General features: G+C 46.0%; 23 protein-coding genes. 15 read left to right on the top strand and 8 right to left on the bottom strand.

The annotated features are described in order from the left end of the window. Window positions 1-26 precede the first annotated feature (26 nt). Window positions 27-1,001 carry an aldo/keto reductase gene (locus NST34_RS30745; RefSeq protein ID WP_341059227.1) on the bottom strand — a complete coding sequence of 325 codons (975 nt, stop codon included), beginning with the start codon at window positions 999-1,001 and terminating at the stop codon, window positions 27-29. Window positions 1,002-1,003: 2 nt separating this feature from the next. Continuing rightward, window positions 1,004-1,900 carry a LysR family transcriptional regulator gene (locus NST34_RS30740; protein ID WP_341059229.1) on the bottom strand — a complete coding sequence of 299 codons (897 nt, stop codon included), beginning with the start codon at window positions 1,898-1,900 and terminating at the stop codon, window positions 1,004-1,006. A gap of 96 nt (window positions 1,901-1,996) precedes the next feature. Here NST34_RS30740 and NST34_RS30735 point away from each other — a divergent pair, with 96 nt between their 5' ends. After that, on the top strand, window positions 1,997-2,884 hold the full coding sequence (locus tag NST34_RS30735) for a DMT family transporter (protein WP_339799311.1): 888 nt from the start codon (window positions 1,997-1,999) through the stop codon (window positions 2,882-2,884). Between the two features lie 114 nt (window positions 2,885-2,998). Here NST34_RS30735 and NST34_RS30730 read toward each other — a convergent pair whose 3' ends face one another. Next, window positions 2,999-4,096, bottom strand: coding sequence for an FUSC family protein (locus NST34_RS30730; RefSeq protein ID WP_076284905.1), 1,098 nt, complete (start codon window positions 4,094-4,096; stop codon window positions 2,999-3,001). 307 nt (window positions 4,097-4,403) lie between these two features. Between NST34_RS30730 and NST34_RS30725 the strand changes: the two genes are divergently transcribed. From NST34_RS30725 to NST34_RS30695, 7 genes are all read left to right on the top strand, one after another. Beyond that, window positions 4,404-5,513 (top strand): ABC transporter ATP-binding protein, encoded by a 1,110-nt coding sequence (locus tag NST34_RS30725; protein ID WP_042194671.1) that lies wholly within the window; start codon window positions 4,404-4,406, stop codon window positions 5,511-5,513. After that, complete coding sequence (locus tag NST34_RS30720) at window positions 5,503-6,315, top strand: ABC transporter permease (protein ID WP_042192705.1); 813 nt, start codon at window positions 5,503-5,505, stop codon at window positions 6,313-6,315. Before NST34_RS30725 ends, NST34_RS30720 begins: the two co-directional genes overlap by 11 nt. Beyond that, a complete protein-coding gene (locus NST34_RS30715; RefSeq protein ID WP_042131492.1) occupies window positions 6,305-7,138 on the top strand; it encodes an ABC transporter permease in 834 nt (277 codons plus the stop codon). Before NST34_RS30720 ends, NST34_RS30715 begins: the two co-directional genes overlap by 11 nt. Beyond that, window positions 7,135-8,208, top strand: coding sequence for an ABC transporter substrate-binding protein (locus NST34_RS30710; RefSeq protein WP_076284904.1), 1,074 nt, complete (start codon window positions 7,135-7,137; stop codon window positions 8,206-8,208). The genes NST34_RS30715 and NST34_RS30710 overlap by 4 nt, the downstream gene beginning before the upstream one ends. Window positions 8,209-8,417: 209 nt before the next feature. Continuing rightward, window positions 8,418-9,092: a response regulator transcription factor gene (locus NST34_RS30705; RefSeq protein WP_341059230.1), complete on the top strand. Its 675-nt coding sequence runs from the start codon at window positions 8,418-8,420 to the stop codon at window positions 9,090-9,092. Further along, on the top strand, window positions 9,089-10,456 hold the full coding sequence (locus tag NST34_RS30700) for a sensor histidine kinase (RefSeq protein WP_076284903.1): 1,368 nt from the start codon (window positions 9,089-9,091) through the stop codon (window positions 10,454-10,456). The genes NST34_RS30705 and NST34_RS30700 overlap by 4 nt, the downstream gene beginning before the upstream one ends. A 222-nt stretch (window positions 10,457-10,678) precedes the next feature. After that, complete coding sequence (locus NST34_RS30695; protein ID WP_076284902.1) at window positions 10,679-11,659, top strand: alpha/beta hydrolase; 981 nt, start codon at window positions 10,679-10,681, stop codon at window positions 11,657-11,659. Window positions 11,660-11,728: 69 nt separating this feature from the next. Here the strand turns inward: NST34_RS30695 and NST34_RS30690 are convergent, their stop codons facing one another. The 3 genes from NST34_RS30690 to NST34_RS30680 form a co-directional block, all read right to left on the bottom strand. Next, window positions 11,729-12,550: a class I SAM-dependent methyltransferase gene (locus NST34_RS30690; RefSeq protein WP_042192694.1), complete on the bottom strand. Its 822-nt coding sequence runs from the start codon at window positions 12,548-12,550 to the stop codon at window positions 11,729-11,731. Between the two features lie 293 nt (window positions 12,551-12,843). After that, a complete protein-coding gene (locus NST34_RS30685; protein ID WP_341129401.1) occupies window positions 12,844-13,695 on the bottom strand; it encodes a 1,4-dihydroxy-6-naphthoate synthase in 852 nt (283 codons plus the stop codon). Beyond that, window positions 13,695-14,357, bottom strand: a complete 663-nt coding sequence (locus NST34_RS30680) for a futalosine hydrolase (protein WP_341129400.1) — start codon at window positions 14,355-14,357, stop codon at window positions 13,695-13,697. The genes NST34_RS30685 and NST34_RS30680 overlap by 1 nt, the downstream gene beginning before the upstream one ends. A gap of 290 nt (window positions 14,358-14,647) precedes the next feature. Here NST34_RS30680 and NST34_RS30675 point away from each other — a divergent pair, with 290 nt between their 5' ends. From NST34_RS30675 to mprF, 7 genes are all read left to right on the top strand, one after another. Then, window positions 14,648-15,118 carry a MarR family winged helix-turn-helix transcriptional regulator gene (locus tag NST34_RS30675; RefSeq protein WP_081393105.1) on the top strand — a complete coding sequence of 157 codons (471 nt, stop codon included), beginning with the start codon at window positions 14,648-14,650 and terminating at the stop codon, window positions 15,116-15,118. Between the two features lie 140 nt (window positions 15,119-15,258). After that, window positions 15,259-15,660 (top strand): DoxX family protein, encoded by a 402-nt coding sequence (locus tag NST34_RS30670; protein WP_042192683.1) that lies wholly within the window; start codon window positions 15,259-15,261, stop codon window positions 15,658-15,660. A gap of 17 nt (window positions 15,661-15,677) precedes the next feature. After that, window positions 15,678-16,628 (top strand): ring-cleaving dioxygenase, encoded by a 951-nt coding sequence (locus NST34_RS30665; RefSeq protein WP_076297967.1) that lies wholly within the window; start codon window positions 15,678-15,680, stop codon window positions 16,626-16,628. Next, the gene (locus NST34_RS30660) at window positions 16,625-17,245 is read left to right on the top strand and encodes an alpha/beta hydrolase (protein ID WP_341129399.1); all 621 of its coding nucleotides are present in this window, start codon (window positions 16,625-16,627) and stop codon (window positions 17,243-17,245) included. The genes NST34_RS30665 and NST34_RS30660 overlap by 4 nt, the downstream gene beginning before the upstream one ends. A 154-nt stretch (window positions 17,246-17,399) precedes the next feature. Next, a complete protein-coding gene (locus NST34_RS30655; protein ID WP_076284895.1) occupies window positions 17,400-18,632 on the top strand; it encodes a multidrug effflux MFS transporter in 1,233 nt (410 codons plus the stop codon). Window positions 18,633-18,745: 113 nt separating this feature from the next. Continuing rightward, entirely contained in the window at window positions 18,746-19,096 is a 351-nt protein-coding gene (locus tag NST34_RS30650; protein WP_042192675.1) for a FlxA-like family protein, read from the top strand. Window positions 19,097-19,378: 282 nt separating this feature from the next. Then, window positions 19,379-22,030, top strand: coding sequence for a bifunctional lysylphosphatidylglycerol flippase/synthetase MprF (gene mprF / locus NST34_RS30645; RefSeq protein WP_076284894.1), 2,652 nt, complete (start codon window positions 19,379-19,381; stop codon window positions 22,028-22,030). Between the two features lie 556 nt (window positions 22,031-22,586). Here the strand turns inward: mprF and NST34_RS30640 are convergent. Both NST34_RS30640 and NST34_RS30635 read right to left on the bottom strand, forming a co-directional pair. Further along, on the bottom strand, window positions 22,587-24,059 hold the full coding sequence (locus NST34_RS30640; RefSeq protein WP_076298125.1) for an alpha-amylase: 1,473 nt from the start codon (window positions 24,057-24,059) through the stop codon (window positions 22,587-22,589). Window positions 24,060-24,197: 138 nt separating this feature from the next. Beyond that, window positions 24,198-25,790 carry a histidine kinase N-terminal 7TM domain-containing diguanylate cyclase gene (locus NST34_RS30635; RefSeq protein WP_042192671.1) on the bottom strand — a complete coding sequence of 531 codons (1,593 nt, stop codon included), beginning with the start codon at window positions 25,788-25,790 and terminating at the stop codon, window positions 24,198-24,200. Between the last annotated feature and the right edge of the window lie 23 nt (window positions 25,791-25,813).

The following is a 25,813-nucleotide window of genomic DNA, read 5'->3' as shown; positions in this document are numbered from 1 at the left end:
TCCCCTCCTTCATTGTAATAGCTAGATTATGGGAGCCGATAAAAAGCGAAGGGCTCGCCAAAGCGGAAGGAATCACTTGCCTCATCCAGCTTGCTCACTGTCTCTTCGTTAAGCTGAATGGAGGTACTATGCAGATTCTGTTCCAGCTGCTCCACGCGTGTAGCCCCCACAATAACTGTCGAGACGGCAGGACGATTCATGAGCCAAGCTAAGGAAAGTGCTGTAGAAGAGGTTCCCAGTTCTTCAGCGATCTGCCCCACTTTGTTCCCCAGTTCGATCCGTTCATGATTCAGGAATCTTTTGAAATTAGGATCGGTATCTGCTCTGGATCCTGAAGGTGCGGAACCGTTTGAGTTATATTTACCTGTGAGAATTCCGCCCGCCAGTGGAAAATAAGGAATAATCCCTACACCTTGATCAAGACAAAGGGAGAGAAGCTCATTCTCCGGGGTCCGATCCGCTAAGGAATAGCTACACTGAATTGAAATATATTTGGCGAAGCTCCGTGCCTCACTAATTCCAATTGCCTTCATTAATTGCCATGCTGTATAGTTGGAAGCCCCGATATAGCGTACTTTGCCCGAAGATACCATATCGTCCAAGGTCCGTAACGTCTCTTCAAGTGGCGTTTTGGGATCGAAGGTGTGAATCTGGTATAGATCGACATAGTCCGTTTTTAGGCGGCGAAGACTATCTTCTAATTCCTGCATCAAATGGCGCCTCGAGGAGCCGCTTCCGTTAGGTCCGTCATTCTTAACTAAGCCTGCTTTAGTGGCGAGAACAGCCTCATGTCTTCTACTTTCCAAGGCCAGACCGATGATTCGCTCAGATTCGGAGCCGGCGTAAATATTAGCGGTATCGATAAAGTTAATGCCATGATCCAGCGCAGTATGTACGATCTGAATGGAGGTCTCTTGATCCGCCCTTTTACCAAAAGCGTTTGTCCCCAGTCCCAATGCGGATACTTGTAGTCCGCTATTTCCAAGTCTTTTAAAGTTCATCTTCAGCACTCCTCATCATCCATTTTTTTAGGCTTAGTAAAAAGATCCATAGCTGTCTCCATGAACATCTTTACAGCTATGGAAGTATCGGTATGCGAGCTGACTGCGATATGTATATCTCTGTAGGCGTCGGGCTGCAGTTCACGGGTTACTACATTTGGAGGTAAAGATAACAAAGATAGCTCAGACATCACACCTACAGCCAGCCCCTCTTGAACCATATTAAGAGCTGTTGCATAGTTATTAACCACATATTTTACATTCAGATAGCTGCTGCTTCTGCGGAATAAATCTACCACCGGTGGTTCATAACCTGCTTTACAGATCAGCATAGGCTCACCTGCTAATTCTCTCACACCTATGACAGAACGCTCGTGCAAAGGATGGTCATTTCTGATTACAGCGTACAGCTTTTCTCTATATAGTGGGATGGTTTCGAACGCCTCGCAAGGAGCGAGCAATAAGCCAACATCAATTTCTTTGGATTCCAGCCATTCTCTGACTTCGGCGATAGAGCCCTCCTGCAGGCTAATCGTAATATTCGGATATCTTTCAGTGATAGAGCTAATAATCTTCGGTAAAAAATAGGCAGAAGCCACTGGAAAAGCCCCAATTCGAATGCTTCCCTTCTCAAGCCCCCTCTCGGCGGAAATCTCCTGATTGACCTTATCAAAGCCCATTAGAATTTCACGAAAAATAACAAGGATACGCTTGCCGATGTCAGTAAGCATTAGACCGTTCCGTCGATCTCGAAGTAATAGCTTTACATCCAGTTCGGCTTCTAAAGAGGAAATTGCTCGACTGACAGCAGGTTGGGTCATATTCAGTTCTACACCAGCTTTGGTAAAACTACCGCTCTCCGCGATTTTGACGAACAAACGAATTTGATTATTGTTCATAACAAATATGATATGCCCCTTATGAGTATTATTCATTTCATTTATATTCTTAATTATTGTATCATTTGTGATGAATCTACACCAAGGAGTGAATACATGAATCAGCAGAAGAAAAGCATCATCCTTCTTATATTTTTGGTGATTGTATGGGGCATAAATTGGCCTATATCGAAAATCGCCTTAGACTACGCTCCACCCTTATTATTTGCAGGTATCCGAACCGTCATCGGCGGATTCATTCTGATTCTAATTGCACTTCCTAAGATGAAGGAGCTTCGCTTCAAGCAGCTATGGCCGATCTATCTGACCTCGGCTATATTAAGTATCGTGTTTTATTATGGATTTCAGACGATTGGCTTGCAGTATGTACCCGCAGGATTATTCTCGTCCATTGTATTTCTGCAGCCGGTATTGCTGGGCATTTTTTCATGGCTGTGGTTAGGAGAGAGTATGTACGGGCTCAAAATGGCAGGTCTGTTGCTAGGGTTCATCGGAGTAGGCTCCCTCAGTATTGGAGGACTTAACGGAAGCATCTCTGTATGGGGGATTGTGCTTGCTTTAGCCAGTGCTTTGAGCTGGGCATTAGGAACGGTATATATGAAACGAAATGCTGTGCGCGTGGATATGCTATGGATGACCGCTATGCAAATAACGATCGGTGGTATCATTTTGCTACTTTCGGGATCTGCTACAGAGAAGTGGTCGGATATCACCTGGAGTGGAACGTTTATAGCCGATACACTATTTATTGCAGTCTTTGTGATCGCTTTAGGCTGGCTGATCTATTTCAAACTGATTAACGAGGGAGAGGCAGGGAAGGTCGGATCATTCACTTTTTTGATTCCACTGATCTCGATAGGTACTAGCGTAGTCTTTTTAAATGAGCAGATTACTTTGAATCTTGTGATTGGTCTACTGCTTATTGTTAGCAGCATTGTTCTGGTGAATGTGAGGATAGGACGTGCCGCGAAGCAGTCGGTTTAATTAATTTATGTGGTGATTGTAGTAATCAGGGGCGTATGAGGGCATATTGATGAATAGGCAAGCATAAACGCCTTCGGCATCCTTATATTTGAACAAAAGGGACACTCCCGAAGCTTAAAGCTTCTGGGAGAGTCCCTTTTTAATAAAACGTAAAGCGCGTGCGACTTCAGCCGTTGAGGGCCGAGTGGCTACAACATAAGTAGCAGATTTAGCACGCTCTACTTCCTCCAACACCCGGTTTAAGTGACTGAAGACCGCACCAAGATCACGAATGCTTGATAGCGAACAATTCCCTTGTAGTTCAGAGAAACTGGCCAATTGCAGGTCACGAGCACGCTCTATACAATCGGCAAGAGAACGTTGGCATTCGGCGTCTGATAAGGTTCTGGTTCCATAAAGAGCAATGCAATCTGCGGTTGATTCCAGCACATCCTTCATCCAGTCCGAAGAGGCGTGATGCGCTGGCAGAAGACGAATATCGTCGGCGATTTCTTTGACGTAGGAATGAATGCTTTTTAGATGTGAGGTAGCCTGTATGAGTCCCTTCAGTTCACCCCGGCACTGATAATGTGTGAGGGTATAGAACATTTCTTTCTGTTCCCGGCTGCTATTCGACAGGAGTTTACCTGCTTCCTCCAGCAAATTATCTTTCGGAGAATCACGTCTTACGCCTACGAGATCTTTTAATGCATCCGCAAGTAGAAGACTTCCTTCGAATGCCAATGCTTTTACCTTGACGAACCTGTTCGGCGGCACGATAATCATATTGATGGCCAGGGCGATCAGCACACCAATAAATGTTTCCCCTATTCTCCAAAGCACGTAGTCATTCTGGTAAAAAGTAAGAGCTAGAACGGAAGTAACCCCCACCTGTGAGACAGCTTGAATGTTCATCTTACAGGCCGTAGCGATGCCAATCCCGATGAGTAGAATGAGCAGGATAGAAAGCCCACCTACATCAAAAAACTGGCCAACAATTAGGCTAACGATCCCGCCAAGAATAATGCCGATCAGGCGGTAGATTCCTTTTTCTAGCGATGCTTTAACACTGGCTTGGGTGATGAGGATAGCCGCAAGGGGTGCGAAGTATAAATATTGGCTACCATATATGCTGTGTACGGCGACCCATGAAAGTGAAGCGGCCAGCGTAATTCGTATCATGTAAAGTGAGAAACCATATTTTTCAAGGCGGTCTTGTAACCCCTCGTTCATTATCATTCATCTTCTTTCGGAAAAAAATGAAAAAACTGTCTGGTCTTTCAGTTCGTTTTCATTATAACACCTTAAAAAAGGCCTGGAGGACTGGATATTTTACAAAGTTGTTAAGTTTACGCATTCCTTCTCCATGTAAGCTATCGCATATAATGGTACAATCTAATATGCTATATCTATTGGAGTGTCGAATGAGAGGAGGAATTGTCGCTTATTAGCGCTGAGCATGCCCATTCGATTGTTCTCCGCGAGATGCGGGTAAAATAGTATTGTGATACTTTAGGCAGGGAGGTTGTTAGCTATAGCTATTCAGGAAGGCACCATTATTTCATTTGAAGAGGTTACCAAGCAATATGACGACGAAGATCCGGTGTTAAAAGGAGTCAGCTTTGAGATAGAGCGCGGCAAATTCTATACACTACTTGGTCCATCAGGCTGTGGTAAAACGACTATTCTACGATTGATCGCTGGCTTCGCAGAGCCAACAAGCGGTTCTATCTATTTAAACGGTAAAGTGATCAACCACATTCCAGCCAATGAGCGGCAGGTCAATACGGTATTTCAGGATTACGCATTGTTTCCACACCTGAACGTATTCGAGAATGTGGCTTTCGGACTGCGCATTAAGAAGCTTAAGAAAGACGTCATCACGAAGAAGGTGCAGGAAGCGCTAAGTTTCGTTAACCTTGTGGGCTACGAGCAGCGTGCCATTAACGAAATGTCTGGTGGTCAACGTCAGCGCGTGGCTATTGCTCGTGCGATTGTGAATGAGCCGCAGGTTCTTTTGCTGGACGAGCCGCTATCTGCGCTCGATCTGAAGCTGCGAACAGAGATGCAGTACATACTGCGTGAAATGCAGCAACGACTTGGCATTACTTTTATTTTTGTTACACATGACCAGGAAGAGGCACTCGCGATGTCCGACTGGATTTTTGTCATGAACAAAGGAAAAATAGAACAAAGCGGAACACCTAATGATATCTATGATGAGCCAATTAACCGTTTCGTGGCTGATTTTATTGGCGAGTCCAACATTGTTCCAGGTGTTATGATTGAAGACTATCTGGTGGAGTTTAACGGGCGCCGCTTTGAATGTTTCGATGCTGGTCTTAAACCTAACGAATCTGTGGAGATTGTTATACGTCCCGAGGATTTGGAAATTTCAACGCTGGAACAGGGTAAGCTACGTGTGCGAGTGGATTCCCAGTTGTTCCGGGGTGTCCACTATGAAATCAGTTGTTATGATGAATCCGGACATGAATGGCTTGTGCATTCTACACGTAAGGCGACGGTAGGTAGTGAAATTGGCCTTTATTTTGATCCGGAAGCGATTCATGTTATGCGTTTTGGTGAAACGGAGGAAGAGTTCGACAAACGTCTGGAAGCTTACGGCGAGGTGGAGAGTCATGAAGAATAAGGGCAGATCGTATTATCTCATCCCTTATTACCTGTGGATCGCCTTGTTTGTAATCGCACCAGTACTGCTTGTCATCTATTATTCTCTATTTGATCTGGATGGGCATCTTACGCTAGATAACTACGTGAACTTCTTTACACCTGTGTACTTAAAAATGACGCTGACCTCATTCTGGTATGCGTTTTTGATTACAGCATTCTCTTTGCTGGTCGCCTATCCGGCGGCATATCTGTTGACGAGAACGAAGCATAAGCAGCTATGGTTATTGCTGATTATTTTACCGACATGGATTAATTTGCTGCTAAAAACTTACGCTTTTATCGGCATATTTGGTACGTTCGGACCAATCAACAATTTCTTTGATCTGCTTGGAATCGGAGAACAGCAAATTTTGTTTACGGGCTTCAGCTTTGTATTTGTATCTGTGTATATCTTTATCCCATTCATGATCTTGCCGATCTACAGCGCTTTGGAGGATCTTAATTTATCCTTGCTGGATGCGGCACGTGATCTGGGTGCTTCAGGCTGGACGACGTTCCGGCGCGTTATTTTTCCATTGACCATTTCGGGTGTACGTTCCGGATGTATGGCGGTATTCATACCAGCGCTGTCCCTGTTTATGATTACTCGTCTGATTGCAGGCAACAGGGTCATTACACTCGGTACTGCGATTGAGCAGCATTTTCTGGTCACACAGGACTGGGGCATGGGCTCCACGGTTGCAGTGTTTCTGATTGCTATTATGGCGCTGTTCATGATTATTACCGGCGGATCGCGGAAAGGGGTGCGGAATGAGAAATAAAAACGGGTTCTCCAATCTGTACCTAGTGCTAGTGTTCGCTGTTCTGTATGCGCCAATCTTCTATCTGATGTACTATTCGTTCAACAGCGGGGGGACGATGCACAAGTTCGAGGGCTTTACGCTGGATTACTACCGTGAGGTCCTTCAGGATACACGTCTGATTATCATCATGATTAACACGCTTGTAATCGCGCTTCTGTCCTCGGCTATCGCCACGCTTATCGCTATTATTGGTGCACTGGCCATTAAGAGTGTACAGAACCGCCGTGCTAAAAACACCTTGTTATCTCTGAACAACGTGTTGATCGTTAGCCCGGATGTCATTATCGGTGCATCGTTCCTGATCCTGTTCACCATTGCAGGCATCAAGCTTGGCTTCGTGTCCGTCCTGCTTTCGCATGTCGCGTTCAGTGTACCGATTGCCGTGTTGATGATTCTGCCGCATTTACAGGATATGAGTCCTTCACTGACGGATGCCGCACGTGACCTCGGCGCAAGCCGCAAGGATGTTCTGACTAAGGTTATTCTGCCGATTATCAAACCGGGGATCTTTAGTGGATTCTTCATGGCACTTACGTATTCACTGGATGACTTTGCAGTTACGTTCTTCGTAACGGGTAATGGTTATTCGACGCTATCGGTTGAGATTTATTCCAGAGCTCGGCAAGGGGTGTCGTTATCCATTAATGCGCTATCGACATTGATCTTCCTGTTCACGATACTGCTCGTTGTCGGTTATTACTTCCTGACCCTTAAGAAGAACCGTCAGAATACCTCGGAAGCTGTGGCGGAGCCAGTGGCGGAAGCGGGGGTGCCTAGATGAAACAGCTGGTAAATGCTTTTTTGGCGATCATGATCACGGCATTCGCTCTAATGTACTTGGGCTCCTGGATGAACTCGAGAGAGGGCTATTCCGGAGGGAATACACTGACTATCTATAACTGGGGCGACTATGTCGATCCTGATCTGTTGAAGGAATTTGAAAAAGAGACCGGATTAACGGTCATTTACCAAACTTTTGACTCTAATGAAGCTATGCTAACTAAAGTGGAGCAGGGTGGAACTACTTTTGATGTCGTAATTCCTTCGGATTACGCTATTGCTAAGATGAAAGAAGAAAATTTGCTCATACCGCTGGATCATAGCAAGGTTCCGAATCTAAAGAATATTGATCCGCGGTTTATGGACCTTTCCTTCGATCCTGGCAACAAGTATTCCGTGCCTTACTTCTGGGGAACCGTCGGGATTATCTTCAACCCGGAGATGACCAAAGGGATGGACTTCACCAGCTGGGATTCCCTCTGGGACAGCAGGCTGAAGAACAACATTTTCTTGGTGGATGGAGCACGCGAAGTGATGGGTATGGCTTTGAACAGCCTGCACTATTCCGTTAATGACCGGGATGAGGCTCACCTGCAAGAAGCACTGACCAAGCTGAATAGACTGTCTCCTAACGTTAAGGCGATTGTCGGAGATGAGATTAAGATGCTGCTTGCCAATGAAGAGGCTGCCGTTGGGATTGTGTGGTCCGGTGATGCTTCTGAGATCATGGATGAGAATGATAAATTGGATTATGTAGTGCCTGAGGAAGGCTCGAACAAGTGGTTTGATAACATGGTCATTCCACGAACTGCGGATAATGTGGATGGAGCGCATAAGTTCATTAACTTCATGCTTCGCCCAGATGTAGCGGCTAAGAATGCAGAATACGTAGGTTATTCCACACCTAACATCCCTGCGCTGGAGCTACTTCCGAAGGAAACTTCCGAGGATACCCGTTTCTACCCGCCTGCTGAGATTACGGATCGGCTTGAGGTGTATGATAATCTTGGCAAACGGATGCTTGCTCATTACAATGAGCTCTTCCTGAAGTTTAAGATGAATAAAAAGTAAGTCGTTTGGAGGTAAAGTCAAACGACTTCAAGAGCGTCTACATGCGGATTACCGTGTTAGACGCTCTTTTTTGAAAGATAAGAAAGTATAAGTTTTGCGCTTTCGTGAAACGATCATCACCCTTTAAATGATGCCGAAGGCGTTCCTTCTTGGCTGGAAGTATATTGTAGTATAATGGCTAGGATGGATAACAGGAAAAGAGGGTACGAATGCCTACTATACTAGTTGCTGACGACGACGCGAACATTCGCGAACTCGTCTGTTTATTTCTACGTAACGACGGATTTGATACAGCCGAAGCTGCAGACGGCAAAGAAGCGTTAGCCGTTTACGCCTCAAAGCAGGTTGATCTTGTTGTACTCGATATCATGATGCCGATTATGGATGGGTGGACGTTATGTAAAGAGCTCCGAAAAGCCAATCCGGATCTTCCCTTACTTATGCTAACTGCGAGAGGTGAAACCTGGGAGAAGGTGAAGGGCTTCGAACTGGGGACAGACGATTATTTGACGAAGCCATTCGATCCGCTGGAGTTGACGGTTCGTGTTAGATCCTTATTGAAGCGATACAAGATTGGCTCTACTCAGACGATCCATTTCGGTGACGTCATCCTTGATCGCCAGACCTATAAGGTGATGAGAGGGACGGAGTCATTCACGTTGCCACTCAAGGAGTTCGAATTGCTGTATAAGCTCGCTGGAACACCCGGACAAGTCTATACGCGCGAGCAGCTAATCGATCAGATCTGGGGGATTGATTACGCTGGAGATGATCGAACGATAGACGTACATATTAAACGTCTACGCGAACGGTTTGCGACTACACCCGATTTTCGAATCGAGACGGTGCGGGGGCTTGGCTATCGGCTTGAGGTTTACGAATGATCAAATCGTTATATACACGTGTTGTTCTGACCTTTCTAGTCTCCGTGATCGGAGGCACACTGATTTCTCTATTTGTGACAACCTGGGTATTTCAAGATAAATTAAACGAAAACCTGCGAATTCCCTTACTTCGCTTTGGTCAGGACATCGCCCGGATATACGAAACCTTACCATCACGTGAAGCGGATGTTCTTATAAGTGGAATGAAGCAGCTTGATTCCTACCATATTCGAATTTACGATGAGAACGGTCAGTACCAGTCTTACGGAGTGCTTAATGGAGAGAGCCCTGTTACCGTGACTAGGGAGCAACTGAAGAAAGTATTGGCTGGTGAAGCTGTTCAAGTTAAACCGAGTATAGGTTCTTCCAACCTCTTAGGACTACCTTTGAAAACTGAAATGGGAACGAAGGCGATGTTTGTGGAGCCGATTGTGCCTCCTACTTTGTCTTCTACGAGGAATCTGCTATTTAATTTTTTGGCGTATTCGTTAATAACGGGAAGCGTATTGATACTGGTCGCTTCTATGTTCTTAGTGAGACCGATCAAAAGGCTTACAAAGGCAACTAGGCGTATAGCAACTGGGGATTTTAATGTCGAATTGAATATTAAGCAGATGGGTGAGTTAGGTACCTTGGCTAATAGCTTCGAGGAAATGATGCACGATCTGCAGCACCTTGAGCAAATGCGTAGGGAGTTCGTAACGAATGTGTCGCATGAGGTTCAGTCTCCGCTTACCTCGATATCTGGTTATGCTATTGCGCTCAAGAAAGTAGCCCTCACAGAGGATGAACGGAATCGTTATCTCGACATTATTATTGCTGAAGCGGAGCGGATGTCCAAGATGAGCGATAGTTTGTTAAAGCTGAGCTTGCTTGAATCGCAATCCCAACAACTGCGGCTTATCACGTTCAGTCTTGACGAACAGATCAGACGTGTAATCGTGGCGATACAGCCCCAATGGTCGGCACGTAACATTAGTTTTGAACTTGATTTGAAATCAGTAATCGTATGGGCAGACCATGATCTGTTAAGTCAGGTGTGGACGAATCTCCTTGGAAATAGCATCAAGTTCTCCAAGGATGACAGTGTGATTAACGTCAGCATCAAACAAGATTTGGACAATGTAATCGTCCGAATATCCGACACTGGCATTGGTATTTCTCCCGAGGACCAAGAACGTATATTTGAACGCTTCTTTAAAGCTGATCGTTCTCACAGTCGCAAGTATGGCGGTAGCGGGATGGGACTAGCCATTGTTAAACAGATCGTATCGCTTCATAAAGGGGATATCCGAGTGGAAAGCGAACCTAGCCAAGGAACGACCTTCATCGTCACCTTACCAATTATAGTGCCGACAGAATAATTATCGTTCAAGGATATTTTGCGAGGGGTTGAACGCGCGCCTCATTGTTCATACTACGGTAGCACAGGTAAGATTTCTTGCTTGCGCTGCCGTAGTATTTTTTTTGCCTATTCATATTTAGTTCATATTGTGGTCATGAGGAGTACATCATCGTTGGTTAAGATCTCATTAGCGAAACGTTAAGGCGACATAATAAATAGATTAGGACAGGAGAAGATGAGGGTGACACAAACAGAGGTAATAAAAACGGGGAATGAAAAGAAAAAGCATAAAGTACGTAACTTGTTGCTTAAAATATTAGGAGCAATAGTGATTTTGATCGTGCTTTTTCTAGCTGTTGTTTATACAGTTAATGTGATCAGCAACAAATCTGATCAGAAAAAAATACATCAATATGGTCAGTTAGTTCCTGTTGACGGAAAAAGTATGAATGTTTTGATCCAAGGACAAGGGAAGCAGACTATTGTGCTTATCCCGGGCTTTGGAACTGGAGCGCCAGCACTTGATTTTAAGCCGTTGATTGATGAGTTATCACCATTTTACAAAGTGGTCGCGGTTGAGCCGTTTGGGTATGGATTAAGTGATGAGACTGATAAGGAACGAACTACAGCGAATATCATAAGTGAGGTTCATGAAGCCGTACAGAATCTAAACATTGACCAATATATTCTAATGGGTCACTCTATTGGAGGTATTTACGGACTAGAATATGCGAAGACATATCCAAACGAAGTGAGTGCATTTGTGGGGGTTGATAGTAGTGTTCCTGAGCAAGGCGGTATGGATGTTAAATTCCCGATAAAAAAATTAAAGCTGCTCAAAGACTCGGGTATCCTTAGATTGGGATTGCAATTAAGCGGTGACCCTTATGATGGACTGCCATTTGATGATGAGACCAAAAAACAAATGAAATTGATCTCACTCAAAAATATGAATAATTCCACTACCTTAAATGAAATGGAACATATATATCCTAACTTTGTCGCAGCCAGAGGGTTGAAATTCGACAAGAACCTTCCCATTATATTCTTTATACAAGCGAATAATACAACCGTGAAAGATTGGATTCCTCTGCATGAAGGGCAAGTTAAGGAATCTGTGCATGGAAAAGTGATGACATTCGAAGGCGGACATTATTTACACCATTCCAGATCTAAGGAAATCGTTGAGAACCTAAATTTGTTCATGGAAGAAGTCAAATAAAATAAGAAAACGCTCCGACTTTCCTCCTATAAGGAAAATCGGGGCGTTCTTTGCGCTTAAGGGCGGAAATTATTTGATGCCAATTCTCATTCGGTAGCTGATCAGTACCTCTAAGGTGCGTCCTTGAAAATGGTCTTCAACTGCAGCGCTGAAATCTGCAATGTCCTGATTGAGTAGGGTAGCGTCTTGCTTCAGAACGGTTCTTATACCCCCTTGGCTTAGAGCGAGTCCAACATAGCGCTGTGCATCGCAGGACTCAAGATTATGAAATACGATCTCTCTTGCAAAAGAGAAAGCTCCACTAGCCTGAATCCGTGACAAATGCCCTTCTTTGTCCCATTTATGTGCTCTCTCAGCATCAGGTAAGAGTGAGGCGAGCAGTTCCTCGGATTTGGAGATCAGTTGGTTGTAACGTTCTTCTACCTTCTGTTGAAGGGGGAGAGGCCAGTCGCAATCGTAGGCAGCGAAGACACCCCCTGTTCTCAAGACCCGGGAGATTTCTCGAAGTGTGCTTTCAGGATCCATCCAGTGGAATGACTGTGAGCAGGTCACTATGTCTACGCTGTCCACTGCAAGTGGAAGCTGGTTAGAATAACCTTGTACAAAAGTGATGGATTGAGGATCTTCTATCCGGCTTAATTTATCGATTGCTTTTCCCAGCATATCTGGATTCGGTTCAATACCAATTACGTTGTCCGCGACATCCTTCCACAGAAAAGTAGACAAGCCCGTGCCGCAGCCTATATCTGCGACGACTGAAGGTGTGCTGCCTAAGTAGTCGGTCAGCAGCTTGATGATCATGCCAGGAGCTTCAGGACGGTAACGGTCATAGTCCTCTTGAAAGCCGAGAAATCGATCGATGTTTTGTTTGCTATTGTTTTCAGGTATCATGTGATCCTCCTTCATAGAACCTATTTATAGGTCTATTGTATAGCCATCGCTTCGCCATGCCAAATAATGGATCGAAGCAATCGCGGGGAATGTTACTCAGAACAAGCATAAATGCCTTCGGCGTCCTTATAAGGACGGCAAGTGTTTAAGCGAGAAATATAAGACATAAAGTATGGTGTGAAACTTATACTTTCTTATATTTCAAACAAAAATCCCCGGAGAACACCTTATGGTGTACCGGGGATTGTGGGTTATGTCTAGTTTTAAAGTGCGCTAAGAACGTCTAGCAAATGCTACCGAAGTAATGCAGGATCGATGGCAGGTACAAGTCCTTCTGCTGCAGCACGATTTAGTAAGGAGGTGATTGCAGCGTAGCCGTCATCGCCTAGATTCATCGAGAAGTCGTTCACATAGAGATCAATGTGTGATTTAGCCACTTCTGGAGCCAGCTCTTGAGCGTGGCTAAGCACATAATCTCTAGAATCGGTAGGATGATCCCACGCATATTGTAGAGAGCTGCGAATCCAGCCAGTGATGGCATCGGCATCCAGATCGCGGCGAGCAATGATCGCGCCGAGTGGAATCGGCAGTCCGGTATCGCTTTCCCACCAGCTGCCCAGGTCAGTCAGCATATTAAGACCATAAGATGCGTAAGTAAAACGGGCTTCGTGAATTACCAGTCCAGCGTCGATATGTCCATCGCGTACGGCAGGCATGATCTCATCGAAAGGCATGACGACGATTTCGCCAATCCCTCCCGTTATATGCTGTGCTGCCCATAATCTGAAGAGCAGATAAGCGGTAGAACGTTCGCTAGGTACGGCAATTCGGCGTCCAGCTAGCTTCTCGTGACGTTTAATCGCGGTTGGGCCACTTGCTGTAAGAAGCAACGGCCCGCAGCCACGACCCAGTGCGCCGCCGCATGGCAGCAATTTGTAGCGCTCAAGAACCCAAGGTAGAGCGGCATAGGAGATTTTAAGGACTTCAGGTCCCTCTCCATTAGCAGCAAGCGTGTTGGTAATATCAATGTCGGCATAGGTTACATTAAGTTGTGGTGCATTCGGGACAAGCCCGTGTGCCCAGGCATGGAATACAAAGGTATCGTTAGGGCAAGGGGAAAAAGCGATATTAAGCTCAGTTGTCATTACAGCACCTCCAATAGTATAGCGGCTGCCGCCGTTAATGCTTCCATTGCATCGCCGATCTTCCAGGCGGCCCGGTCGCGGGGACCGACCGGGTTCGAAATGGCGCGGAGCTCCAGTACCGGGAGCCCCAGTGCCTCAGCGGCCACGGCAACTCCGTGGCCTTCCATCGCTTCCGCGACGGTACCGGGATGCCGCGCGATGAGGGCGGCGGCCGTCTCCGCGGTGCCGGTCGCCGTCGAGACCGTAAGCACGGTCCCCGTGCTTACGGTCAGTCCGGCCGCTGCCAGCGCGGCCGAAACTGCCTGTACCGTGCCGCGGTCAGCCGGCACGGACACGCTGCCGAAGCCAAGCTCGGCAGCGCTGCGGAAGCCCTCCGGCGTCTCGGCCCCGAGGTCGGCGGCAATCATCTCGCTGGCAACGACCAGCGAGCCTAAAGGTGCCACCCCCGGGAATCCGCCGCCGATCCCGGCGCTGATTACGCAGCCGTAAGATCCGGCTGCGAGTGCCGCGGCGGTTCCCGCCGCCGCTGCTGCCGTACCTGCGCCGGCAGCAATCACATGGAACCTGTCGCTGCCTTGTAGGCCGCGCAGGACCGCGTCTCGCTCTGCGGCTACAGCTGTTACGATCAGCACGCGCCGCGCACCAGCTTGTTCCTCCACCATCAGGTTGCCTCCTTTGAGAGAAGTGAAATCGCTTACTAAATAGTCATTCGTAAAGACAAGAATACGCCGTTTTAAGGGTCAGGTCAAACTTAGAGTGATTTTCATCACGCTCCTAAAAAGTCGTAGAAAGAACATTAACAGCTCGTTAAGCACCTTATGTTATCTTTTTGGAGTGGCGAGGTTGACAAAGGTAGTGTGAGGAAGTATAGTTATCTTAACTTAAAGATATTTAATGTAAAGACATTTGCTTTATAGTGAACAACATCGCTGTCAAACTGGAGGTGGGAATGATGAGTAATACCGAAGAGAATGTTCGTAATACAGAGAATACTACGGAGATGGATCAGGCGTCTTCTTTAAAGTTATTTGTTGTATTATCTAAGGCTTACAGGAGCTTGATGGATCAAGCTGTGAAGGATATGAAGAGTTATGGGCTGGCATCTGCCGAGTTCATGGTGCTTGAGGTGCTGTATCACCGGACCCGTATTCCACTACAACAGATCGGGGAGAAGATTCTCGTTACGAGTGGAAGCATCACCTATAATATCGACAAGCTGGAGAAGAAAGGTCTGCTGAAACGTGTGCCGTGTAGTGAGGACAGACGCGTGACCTATGCGGAGATTACGGATGCAGGGCGTGAGCTGTTCGATAAGATTTTCCCGCGTCATGTGGCTTCGATTCATGATTTGATGCGTGGACTGGATAAGGATGAGAAGGGTCAGGCGATTGAATTACTGAAGAAGCTAGGCAAAGGTGTGTAGGAGCGCTGAAATATCGCATCAAGGGCGTTTTTATAAGGTCGGAAGCAGTTCGCTGCTTCTTGCCACTGAAAGATAAAAATTTTTATCATATATCTTAATGTTAAGATAATTAAATCAAAGAAAATTGGAGTGGATTAACAATGATAAGTGTAGGAATATTATTGATGAGATTAGTGATCGGGATTGCGTTTATAGGGCATGGTGCCCAAAAGTTGTTTGGATGGTTTGGGGGTTACGGCCCGAAGGGTACAGGTGGCTGGATGGAATCCATTGGCATTAAACCGGGGGTTACTATGGCGGTATTAGCAGGACTAATGGAGCTGGTAGGCGGATTCATGTTCGCGGCAGGCCTTCTGACGCCTGTTGCAGCGGTGTTGATTGTTGCCACAATGCTGGGGGCTATCATTAAGGTTCACGCTCCAAATGGCTTCTGGTCTACTTCGAACGGAATTGAGTTTCCGCTTACGGTACTGGTAGTCGCTGCAGGTATAGCACTTACAGGGCCAGGTTCGATTTCTCTGGATGCATTGATTTTTAACTAAGAAGGGGGTTTATCATTATGACACTTCAAACTGCAGGAATCCATCATATTACCGCTTTTGTTGGAGATGCTCAGCGTAACGTTGACTTCTACGCCGGTATTCTAGGACTACGGCTTGTGAAGAAGACGATTAATTTTGACGCTCCGGAAGTTTATCATTTATATTTTGGGAATGAAGTAGGTGCTCCGGGAACGATTATTACCTTTTTCCCTTCACCTATTGGTCGTAAAGGCAGAATCGGCAGTGGGCAAGTTGGCGTAACGACTTACGCAGTACCAGTGGGCTCTCTGTCATTCTGGGAACAGCGTCTTGCTGCATATCAAATTCCGGTTACTCTTAAGCATAGAATCTCGGAATCTTATCTATCCTTTGCTGATTATGACGGATTGCGCATTGAACTGGTGGAACGTGAGGAAGGACCTCTTAGTAAATGGTCTTTCGGAGGGGTTCCAACCGAGCATGCTATCAAAGGGTTCGGTGGTGCTGTGCTCTACAGCAACAATCCGCTGCAAACTGCAGAAACGCTTGTCCATACGATGGGAATGAAGCATATCGCTGATGGAGACGGATATAGTCGTTATAGAACTACTGGCGATTTGGGTAATATTATTGATCTGAAGACAACACCGGTTCCGCAAGGAGCAGGAGGTACAGGCACCGTTCACCATATCGCATGGCGTGCACAAGATGACGCTGAGCAGCTGGAATGGGGGCGTCATGTACAGAGTCATGGACATCATCCAACACCGGTTCAAGACCGCCAATACTTTAATGCGATCTATTTCCGCGAAAGAGGTGGAATCCTCTTCGAGATTGCTACGGATCCTCCGGGCTTTGCCCGTGATGAAGCAGTGGATGCCCTGGGTGAGAAGCTGATGCTGCCATCTTGGTATGAACCGCATCGTGCGGCTATCGAAGAAAATTTAAGTCCTTTTCAAATAAGAGAAATTGAGGTGAAGCAGGGATGATTCATGTATTCCATAAAGGTAAAGATGTAACGAAACCCACGCTTGTATTATTTCACGGTACTGGAGGCAATGAGCAGGACTTGCTGCCGCTTGCCGGGTTGTTATCTCCTGATTCATCGGTGCTGGGCATCAGAGGGAATGTGCTGGAGAATGGTATGCCGCGGTTCTTCCGACGGTTAGCCGAAGGGGTATTCGATGAAGCAGATCTAATCTTCCGTACTCACGAGATCAAGCAGTTTCTGGATGAAGCCGCAGCACAATACGGCTTCGATGCCAACAATCTGGTAGCCGTGGGTTACTCTAATGGTGCGAACATTGCGGGCAGCCTGCTGTTCCATTATAAGGATGTTTTCCGCGCTGCAATTCTACTGCATCCGATGGTACCGCTTCGGAATATTACGCTTCCTTCGCTGGAAGGAGTATCTGTCTTCATCGGAGCAGGCACAAATGATCCGCTTATCGCTTCCTCGGAGACTGAGGATTTGGAGATTATTTTACAGAATGGAGGCGCAGAGGTTACAACACACTGGGGGAACCAAGGTCATCGCCTGAGTGTTGCTGAGGCTGAAGCGGCTAGAGATTGGTTGCAAATGCGCAGCACATCTACAAATGCATAAAACAATCAGAATAACCGCCGAATGGCGGTTATTCTTGTTATACAGGCACCTATAACCCTCCATAAAAGGATTGATCAATTCACTTCCTTTACGTTAGTATGAAGAATACAAAAAAAGGCCCAAGGGTTGCTTTAGAAAGGTTGAAGTAAGGATCATGATTGGAATTCAAAATGGTAATAAGCTTGCCGCAGATGGACCCTCTCGGAAGCAGAGATTACAGCTGGCTGTGATTCTCGGCTCCATTACAACAATCGGCCCGTTGTCGATTGATATGTATTTGCCGGCACTGCCTACGCTTGTCGCGGATTTCGGTACGACCGCTGCTTTAGTGCAGCTTAGTCTGACCTTCTTTTTGCTGGGGCTTGCTTCAGGTCAGTTGGTCGCTGGACCGCTGAGTGATGTATATGGCCGCCGTCGTCCGCTGCTTATAGGTATGTTCATCTACGCCGTTTCCTCAGTGCTATGTGCTTTTAGTCCTTCGATTGGACTGCTGATCGTTTTGCGGTTTATTCAAGGTCTTGCTGGTTCAGTGGGGGTGGTTGTCTCTAGAGCGGCTGTTCGTGATTTATATAGTGGCTCTGAACTCACGAAGTTCTTCTCACTATTGATGATTGTGAATGGTCTCGGACCGATATTAGCTCCAGTTATTGGGGGCCAGCTGTTAAGGGTGACTACATGGCAAGGGATATTCCTCGTATTATTTGCTGCCGGAATTATTTTTTGTTTAACTATTTTATTGCGCTTGCCGGAGACGCTGCCGAAGGAGAGACGCTCTAAGAGTGGACTGAAGGGTACACTGCTTACCTTCCGGGTATTGCTGGGCAATCGTAAGTTTATGGGTTATGCCTTGTCTCAAGGTTTCGTTACGGCATCTATGTTCGCGTATATCTCAGGTTCTTCTTTTGTATTGCAAAATATTTTTGCGGTTACCCCGCAGGTATATAGTCTGATCTTTGCAGTGAATGGGATTGGGATTATTATTACTGGCCAAATAGCCGGTAGACTTGCTGGAAAGGTAAGTGAGACTAAGTTGTTACTTAGTGGACTATTGCTATGTACGATGGGGGGCATCTTGCTACTGCTGACGGTTCTGGTAGGAGGAGGACTGATCCCTATTCTGATCTGTCTATTTGCGGTTGTCTCCAGTGTAGGTATTGTCGGAGCGACCAGCTTCTCACTGGCGATGCAAGATCAAGGTGAAACTGCAGGCAGTGCCTCGGCATTAATCGGATTAATCCCCCTATTGCTGGGTAGCTGTGTAGCGCCACTTGTGGGTCTTGGGGGCGTTGAGTCCGCTCTTCCGATGGCGATTGTGATGGCATGTACGGGAATTCTCTCGATTCTATCTTATGTGCTGCTTGTTAGACGAGGAAAAGCAAGCTCCTAGCAGTCTAGCATTGTAACCTGGCAAGTGTAGTACTTTCAGCAAACTTTCAGCGGGTCTTAACGTTCCTTACTTGCAAAAGGATTATATTGGAGGTAAGGAAGGGAGGGATAACCATGAGTATATCAGCAGTCTCAGGTTCCACATCGTATACTACCTCGACATCTAGCACTACAGATACCAGTACGCTTGAGAAACAAAAAGCGAAACTGGAAGCAGAACTGGACAAGATTAATGCCAGCTCAGACGATGACAAGACCAAGGAAACGAAAACGAAGCAAATTGAGCAACAGATTAAGACTATCGAGGCACAAATCTCGCAGAAGTCTCAGAGCAGTGCTTCCTCCGCTAGCAGTGTTGTAGAGGCACCTGCCAAACCTGCGAACAATACGCTTGCTGCAGCAAGTCCGCAAGAGATAGCTACCGCAACAACGGATAGTAAAGGCAGATTTGATATTCGAGTATAAACGCTAGTTAAACCCGTGCTACATAACAGAGAGGACATCCTTTGCCGTGAGGGATGTCCTTTTTGTTGTGCAATTTTATGTGTAAACTACAGTCTCAATGTACTTTAGGTAAATAGAATTTCACTAACATTTTTTAACTATTGCAGGGATTAGGGTTGTGCTGGCAGTCTAATGTAGTAGGTGTTGATTATCATGGGTTTTTTATTCCAATAATTGTTATAATGAAATGGTTGTAAAAATTGTCTAGCACAACGTGTGTCGGCGGTAAGGGTAGGTGGCCTAATGCAATCAAAACAACAAACATTAGAAAGATTCAAAATTGTAAGGCTGTTCTTAACCATCTATCGGATTCGGGCGGTGAGAGCTCTCTTTCCAGTAGCTATCATAGCGCTGGTGTATTGGGAGGGGCAACATGAGCTGAAGCAGGTTCATTTAGGACTTATTATGCGTGAGCTAAGAAGAGTGCCTACATCTGCCGTTTTGCAAATGATCGGATTTGCACTTCTCGCAGTAGCTGTAATGAGTGCTTATGATTATTTGATACGAGCACATTTTCGTTTAAAAGTAGGGCTGTGGGACACCTTCCGTTATGCTTGGATAGCTAATACATTTAATAATTTAATTGGTTTTGCAGGTCTGGCTGGAGTGGGTTTAAGGACGTTGATGTACAAAAAAAGCGGAGTGTCAACTTCCGTCCTAACGCCGGCAATCGTATTTTTATCACCACTCATGATTACCGGGTTATCTTTACTTTCTTGGGCAAATATTTTTGGTTTACTCCCGGCAACGGCATTGCTGGAAGAGCATCATTGGTTAGTATTTGCGGTATGGGGGATGGCGCTTTATTTGCCGTTTTTTGTGTTTGTACAGCGCTCTGCTCTTTATGCAAAGTGGATTAACCGGGGACAAGGTAGAACACCCTGGCTTACAGTAGTTGCCTCTGTGGGTGCCTCCTTTCTGGAATGGAGTTTTGCTGGTGTAACGTTTTGGACAATCAGTAGTCATCTTTTGCACGAGGTACACTTTCCAGTCATATTCGGCATCTTTACGATTGCTGCCATCGCAGGCATCTTGAGTATGGCGCCTGGTGGTATCGGTGCTTTTGACCTTATTGCATTGCTGGGTCTTACGCAGCTTGGATTTAAAAGTGATCAGGCCATGGCAGTGCTTGTTATTTTTAGATTGTTCTATTATCTCATTCCATGGCTGATCGGATTGGTGCTGGCTGCACTGGAATTTGGTCTGCAGGGAAAAAAGGGTCAAGATCGTTCAGCTCCAGGGTTCGAACCCGCTCTTAACATTTGGCAGAGGATTTGGGGTTGGCCGGGTCAGTATACCTTTCTGAGCGATCTTGGTGTGTGGGCTCTAGGCAAGCTTGTACTAGCTAGCGGGCTTATTCTCTTACTATCAACAGCTACGCCCGGATTGTTGTACAGACTGAAGATTACAGAGGAAATATTGTCATTCTCGATCATGCAGCTCTCACATCATTTATCTGTACTTATTGGCTTTATGCTCATTTTGTTGTCGAGAGGCATTACATTACGGGTTCGTAGCGCGTACATCTGGACCAGCATTTTATTATTTTCCGGGTCTGTGTTTGCGGTGGCTAAAGGCTTTGATTATGAAGAGGCGCTGTTTCTGCTCCTCGTTGCACTCATTCTGTGGATCTCCAGATCTCGGTTCTACCGGATCAGTGCTCCCGTAAGCAGACAGAGTACGATTTGGTGGCTTGCGCTTACTTCAGTAATTGCCCTAAGCTATTATCTATTGGGCAGCCATGTCCATCGTGGATTTCTGAAGCATCTCCCGCCCGGTGTAGAGCCAGAGTGGCTACAGCGGCATAGTCATGTTGCTTTTACAGCCGTAGGGGGACTAGCTTTCTCTTGGATCATTCTTACTTTGCTGATCACCCTTAGACCCCATCGTAAACCGGAGGAGTTATTCGGAAATTTTGATATGGCAAGGCTGAAAAACTTCCTAGGTGAAGTTCAAGGCAATGCCCTAACTCATATGCTGTTTTTGGGTGATAAAAGCTTCTTCTGGGCGCAAGAAGGCAAGGTGTTGCTCGCTTTCGCTAGGGTTAGGGATAAGCTTGTAGTCCTTGGTGATCCATTGGGAGAGAGAAGTCTCATGAATGAGGCAATCAGTGAATTTAGACAAGCTGCAGATAAGTACGGTCTGGTCGTAGTTTTTTATCAGGCCACACCTGATTTCTTATCGATCTATCATGAGCAGGGATATCGCTTTTTTAAGCTGGGGGAAGAGGCATTAGTAACGCTCGATACCTTTACGCTCAGTGGCAAAAAGAACAGTGATTTGCGAAGCGTATGCAACCGTTTCGAACGGGAAGGCTATGCCTTCGAAGTTGTAGAAGCACCGCACGCTGAAGATTTGCTACGAGAGCTGCGATCCGTTTCGAACGAATGGTTGAATGGGCGCACCGAAAAAGGGTATTCGCTGGGTTGGTTTAACGAGGCCTATCTACAGCTGGCTCCAATCGTGCTCCTGAGGAATGCCCAAGGGACGATACTGGCATTTGCTTCGATTGCACACGGGTATGATCAGGGTATGACCTTATCGATTGATTTGATGCGCCATCGAAAGAATGTGCCGAACGGAACGATGGATTATTTATTTGTTCGTTTGCTAGAATGGGCGAAATCTAAGGGATATCATCGATTCAATCTAGGTAATGCCCCGCTGTCCAGTGTGGGTGAGAATGCTGGGGCCTTGAAAGAGGAGAAGCTGGCTCATCTCGTATTTAAAAGAGGGGGGCATTGGTACGGCTTTGTCGGACTTCGCCGCTATAAAGAAAAATTCAGCCCGGAGTGGGAACCGCGTTACTTGGCTTATCCGGCTTCTATAGCATTGCCGATCTTAACACTCGATCTGGTGAGGTTAGTATCCCGCCATCCTAGGGCGGAGGAGTAGAGTGAGACGTGCGTGAAGTCTCTATGTACATTGACCTAACCAAAGAAGAGGGTGCCGTCTCAAAGTAGTTTTAGCTACTTGGGTACGACCCTTTTTTTGCGTTGAAGGTTAATTGAAGTTTCAAATGATGGTTTGAGTGAAACATCAATACAACAATTAGGGAATTTCTCCCTGAAATTCTAAGATTACTGGTCATTAGATTTATAATTAGGGAAAATATCCCTAAAATTCATCTGATTTGGTGGGAAATCAAGGCATTACCCTAATTTTTAGGGAGGAATTCCCTAATTTCGTTGATTATAAGCGAATATCGAATATTTTTAGGGAGCTTTTCCCTAATTAGTGTTAAACCCACTCTGCCCACCGCAAAAACGCCCACCGCACATTCCCGCATGCATATCCTCATCATCGTCTGCCATCATTACCCAATCTGAAAAGGTTTAATGGTTAAGTGAGATCTTTACTTGGACTATTCCATAAAATAGATGAAGCTGTCCCGTAAGCAGCATTCACTACTTTCGAGGGCAGCCTCATCTATATTTAAATAGCACCACTCTTATTTTTCGCCAGCTTCTGTATCAGGCAGAGCCCAGACAGATACGCTGCCACCGTTGACCGGGAAGGTCGCCCAGCCATCTTTTTCAATCGTTATAGTCGCCTTGTGATTATGAGTGAAATCTACCCATGCTTCACCCGCGCGTTGTTCCCCTACGAACATTCTTTTCTGACCGTTCTCGCCGTTACTAATCACAACCGCACAGCCGGATCGTTCGATGTCTTTCACGCCGAGTCGTGTCCAACCAATCGTGTTGGGATGATCGAAATAATCCTTCTGCTCACCATAGGCTTTGTGATAGCGGGTATATAGCAGCGGGTCAATCGCCTCTTTTTTGCCTGCGACAGGTGTAGGTCCCTCGATCCCATAATAATCTCCATAAAAGACCACAGGATATCCGTCGCGTCGCAGTAGGATAAGTGCATAAGCACTTTGCTTAAACCAATCATCTACCCAAGATTCCAGAGCTTCATGGGGTTGAGAATCATGATTGTCAACGAACGTTACAGCATTGGTAGGATGGGTCTGCACCAGTGTGTCGTCGAGGATTTTGGTTAAATCAAAGTTTCTACCCCCCAAGGAAGCTGAATGCAGCTTGTAGTGAAGGGAAACATCGAAGAGGTCGATCTTATAATCGACGGTATTTAGAAATTGTCGGCAGGATTCTAAATCCGAATTCCAGAACTCGCCCACGATATAGAAATCCTTCTCACATTTATTAAACATTTCTACCGCGAATTGTTTCACAAACTCATGGTTGATATGCTTGATGGCATCTAAGCGAAAGCCGCTGCAGTGGAGCGTGTCCACCAGCCATTTTCCCCATTGGATCATTTCTTTTTTGACTTCTGGATGACTGTAATCAATATTTGCGAACATTAGATAATCGTAGTTGCCGAACTCGTCATCAACATTCTGGTTCCATGTTTTATTCTCGCCTGCGATACGGAATACACCTGTTCGCCCCGACTTGGCGTCGAAGTCAGTGCCGTTAAAATGATTGTGATTCCATTTAAAGGAAGAGTGTTCATCACCGCGGCCGGGGAAGGTGAATTTAGTCCAGCCCTCAATCTCGAAAGGTTTGGAGATTTCTTTCATCCGGTCATTAGGGTCGACCTCGATCACCTGGAAGACTTCCTTTTCATCCGCTCCTGCCTTGTGATTCATGACCAAATCAACGTATACGGCAATGCCGTTTTTTTGACATTCCGAAATGGCTTCAATTAGTGCTTGTTTGGTGCCATATTTGGTGCGTACCGTACCTTTTTGGTCATATTCGCCCAGATCGTATAGATCATACACGCCATAGCCTGTATCGTCGGCGGAGACGGCCTTTGTCACAGGAGGTACCCAAACAGAATCAATGCCTACGGCTTTTAGTGCGGAAGCTGTTTCTTTCAGGCGATCCCAGTGTTTCCCATCCGCAGCGACATGCCATTCAAAAAATTGCATCATTGTATGGTTCCTCATTATTTCTTGCGCCTCCATATCCATAAAGCGAATTTTTTCTACACTCTGATTAGATTTTCAGATAACTCTTATTAAACGTAAAAACAGACTATGAAAAATAAGGCAGGCTGATGAATGCGCTGGGAGGGACAAAGATGCGATTTATATAGGCTTGAAAAGTGTAATTTCTGATCTCTGGGAGAGGTGGACAGCATTGCGTCCGTTTCGTTTGGAACTGTACAGAGCATGGTCAGCCTCTGACAGTAGCTCTTCTAGAGTGGCTTTAGGACTTAGGGCTTCTACTACTCCGAAGCTGGCAGTCACGTTAATGGACCCGATGAGCGTATACAAGACACTTTGTTCAATATCTGCGCGGATAGTTTCGCAGAGTTGTGCGGCTTGCTTCAGCGACGTATCTGGCAAACAGATCACAAATTCCTCACCGCCATAACGTCCGAAGATGTCACCCTCCCGGATATGTCTGTTGCATACCTCGACAATGTGCTGAAGGGCTTGATCTCCATATTGATGTCCGAATCGATCATTAATGCTTTTGAAGAAGTCTACATCCAGCAAAATAATCGATAGTGAACTCCGATTGCTCGCGGCCTGAACAAGAAGCCCTCGGCTCAGCTCCAAAAAATAGGTACGGTTATAAATCCCCGTCAGACTATCCATCGTAGCCAATTGACGCAGCTTATCTTGAAGCAGTATTCGTTCAGTTACGTCAATCAGCATGATCATTTGTCCTGCTAAGTATCCCCCTTGTTTCTGTACGGGAGAGGACCGGATTTGGTAGTAACAAATCTCGTCTCCTTTGATCCAAGCAACTTCCCGTTCTTCGCGTTGCAGTGGCTCTGTATCCATAACATAGGACAAGGCATCTTTGCCGGCATTAAGAAACAGTTGAGCCAGCGGTTTACCAATCGCCGAGGAATTAAGTCCTTCTATCATATCCGCGGCTGCGCGATTGTAATCGACGAGCATGTCCGAACGATCGGTGACAAGCACCCCATCTCGCATGCTTTCGAACAGATTCTCACGGGCGATAGGCGCAGCTGTTAGCATACCTCTTGATAGGATAGCCCAGATATATAGGGTGGAAGTGATACTCATAATGATGGGAACGGGATCCATCCCGTAGGGAGTCAGGCCCATTAAATATAAAAAAGAGCCTAACGTTGGAAGGCTTAGTCCAATTAGAATGGTAACGATTTGTCTCCGGTATACCCGTTTCATCCGGTTCCACTGCCATAACATAAGGCAGATAGCTGCCAGTAGACAACCAAAAGTAAAGCTGCCGTGAACGATATACCAAGGTCCCATCACTACATCAACGAGTGGGGAGGGCGTATTGTCTCGCAAATAAATGGATTTATAGAAGAGGTGGTGGTAATCATTGGTCCACACCATCAGTGTTGTGATGAACGGTATTATATATAGCGCTGCTCGCATGCCCTTTTTAATTAGACTCTCCAGCCCTACGAAATGCATCACCATAATAAGGCTGGCGGGCGCTATAAAAGGCATCCCCAGGTACTCTACTTTAATCCAAAAACTCATTTCCTCCAGTGTTTTCCCCGACAGTTCTAGTGCGAAGCCGAAGGTATAAATCGCGGAAGTGAAGGAGCTTATAACAAAGGCTCTAATTCCTAAGAAATCCGTTTTTTTATAGTAGGCGAAAAGGGCTAGTAAAACGCTCAGGACACCAGATATAGCCACAATAACAATATAATTCGAAATTACAGATCCCATGGGTCTATTGTCTCCTACTGAGG

Source organism: Paenibacillus sp. FSL H7-0714, assembly GCF_038003765.1.
Classification (GTDB): Bacteria; Bacillota; Bacilli; order Paenibacillales; family Paenibacillaceae; genus Paenibacillus_AQ.
The sequence above is the reverse complement of the archived record's forward strand: the minus strand, read 5'-3'. Positions and strand labels throughout refer to the sequence as shown.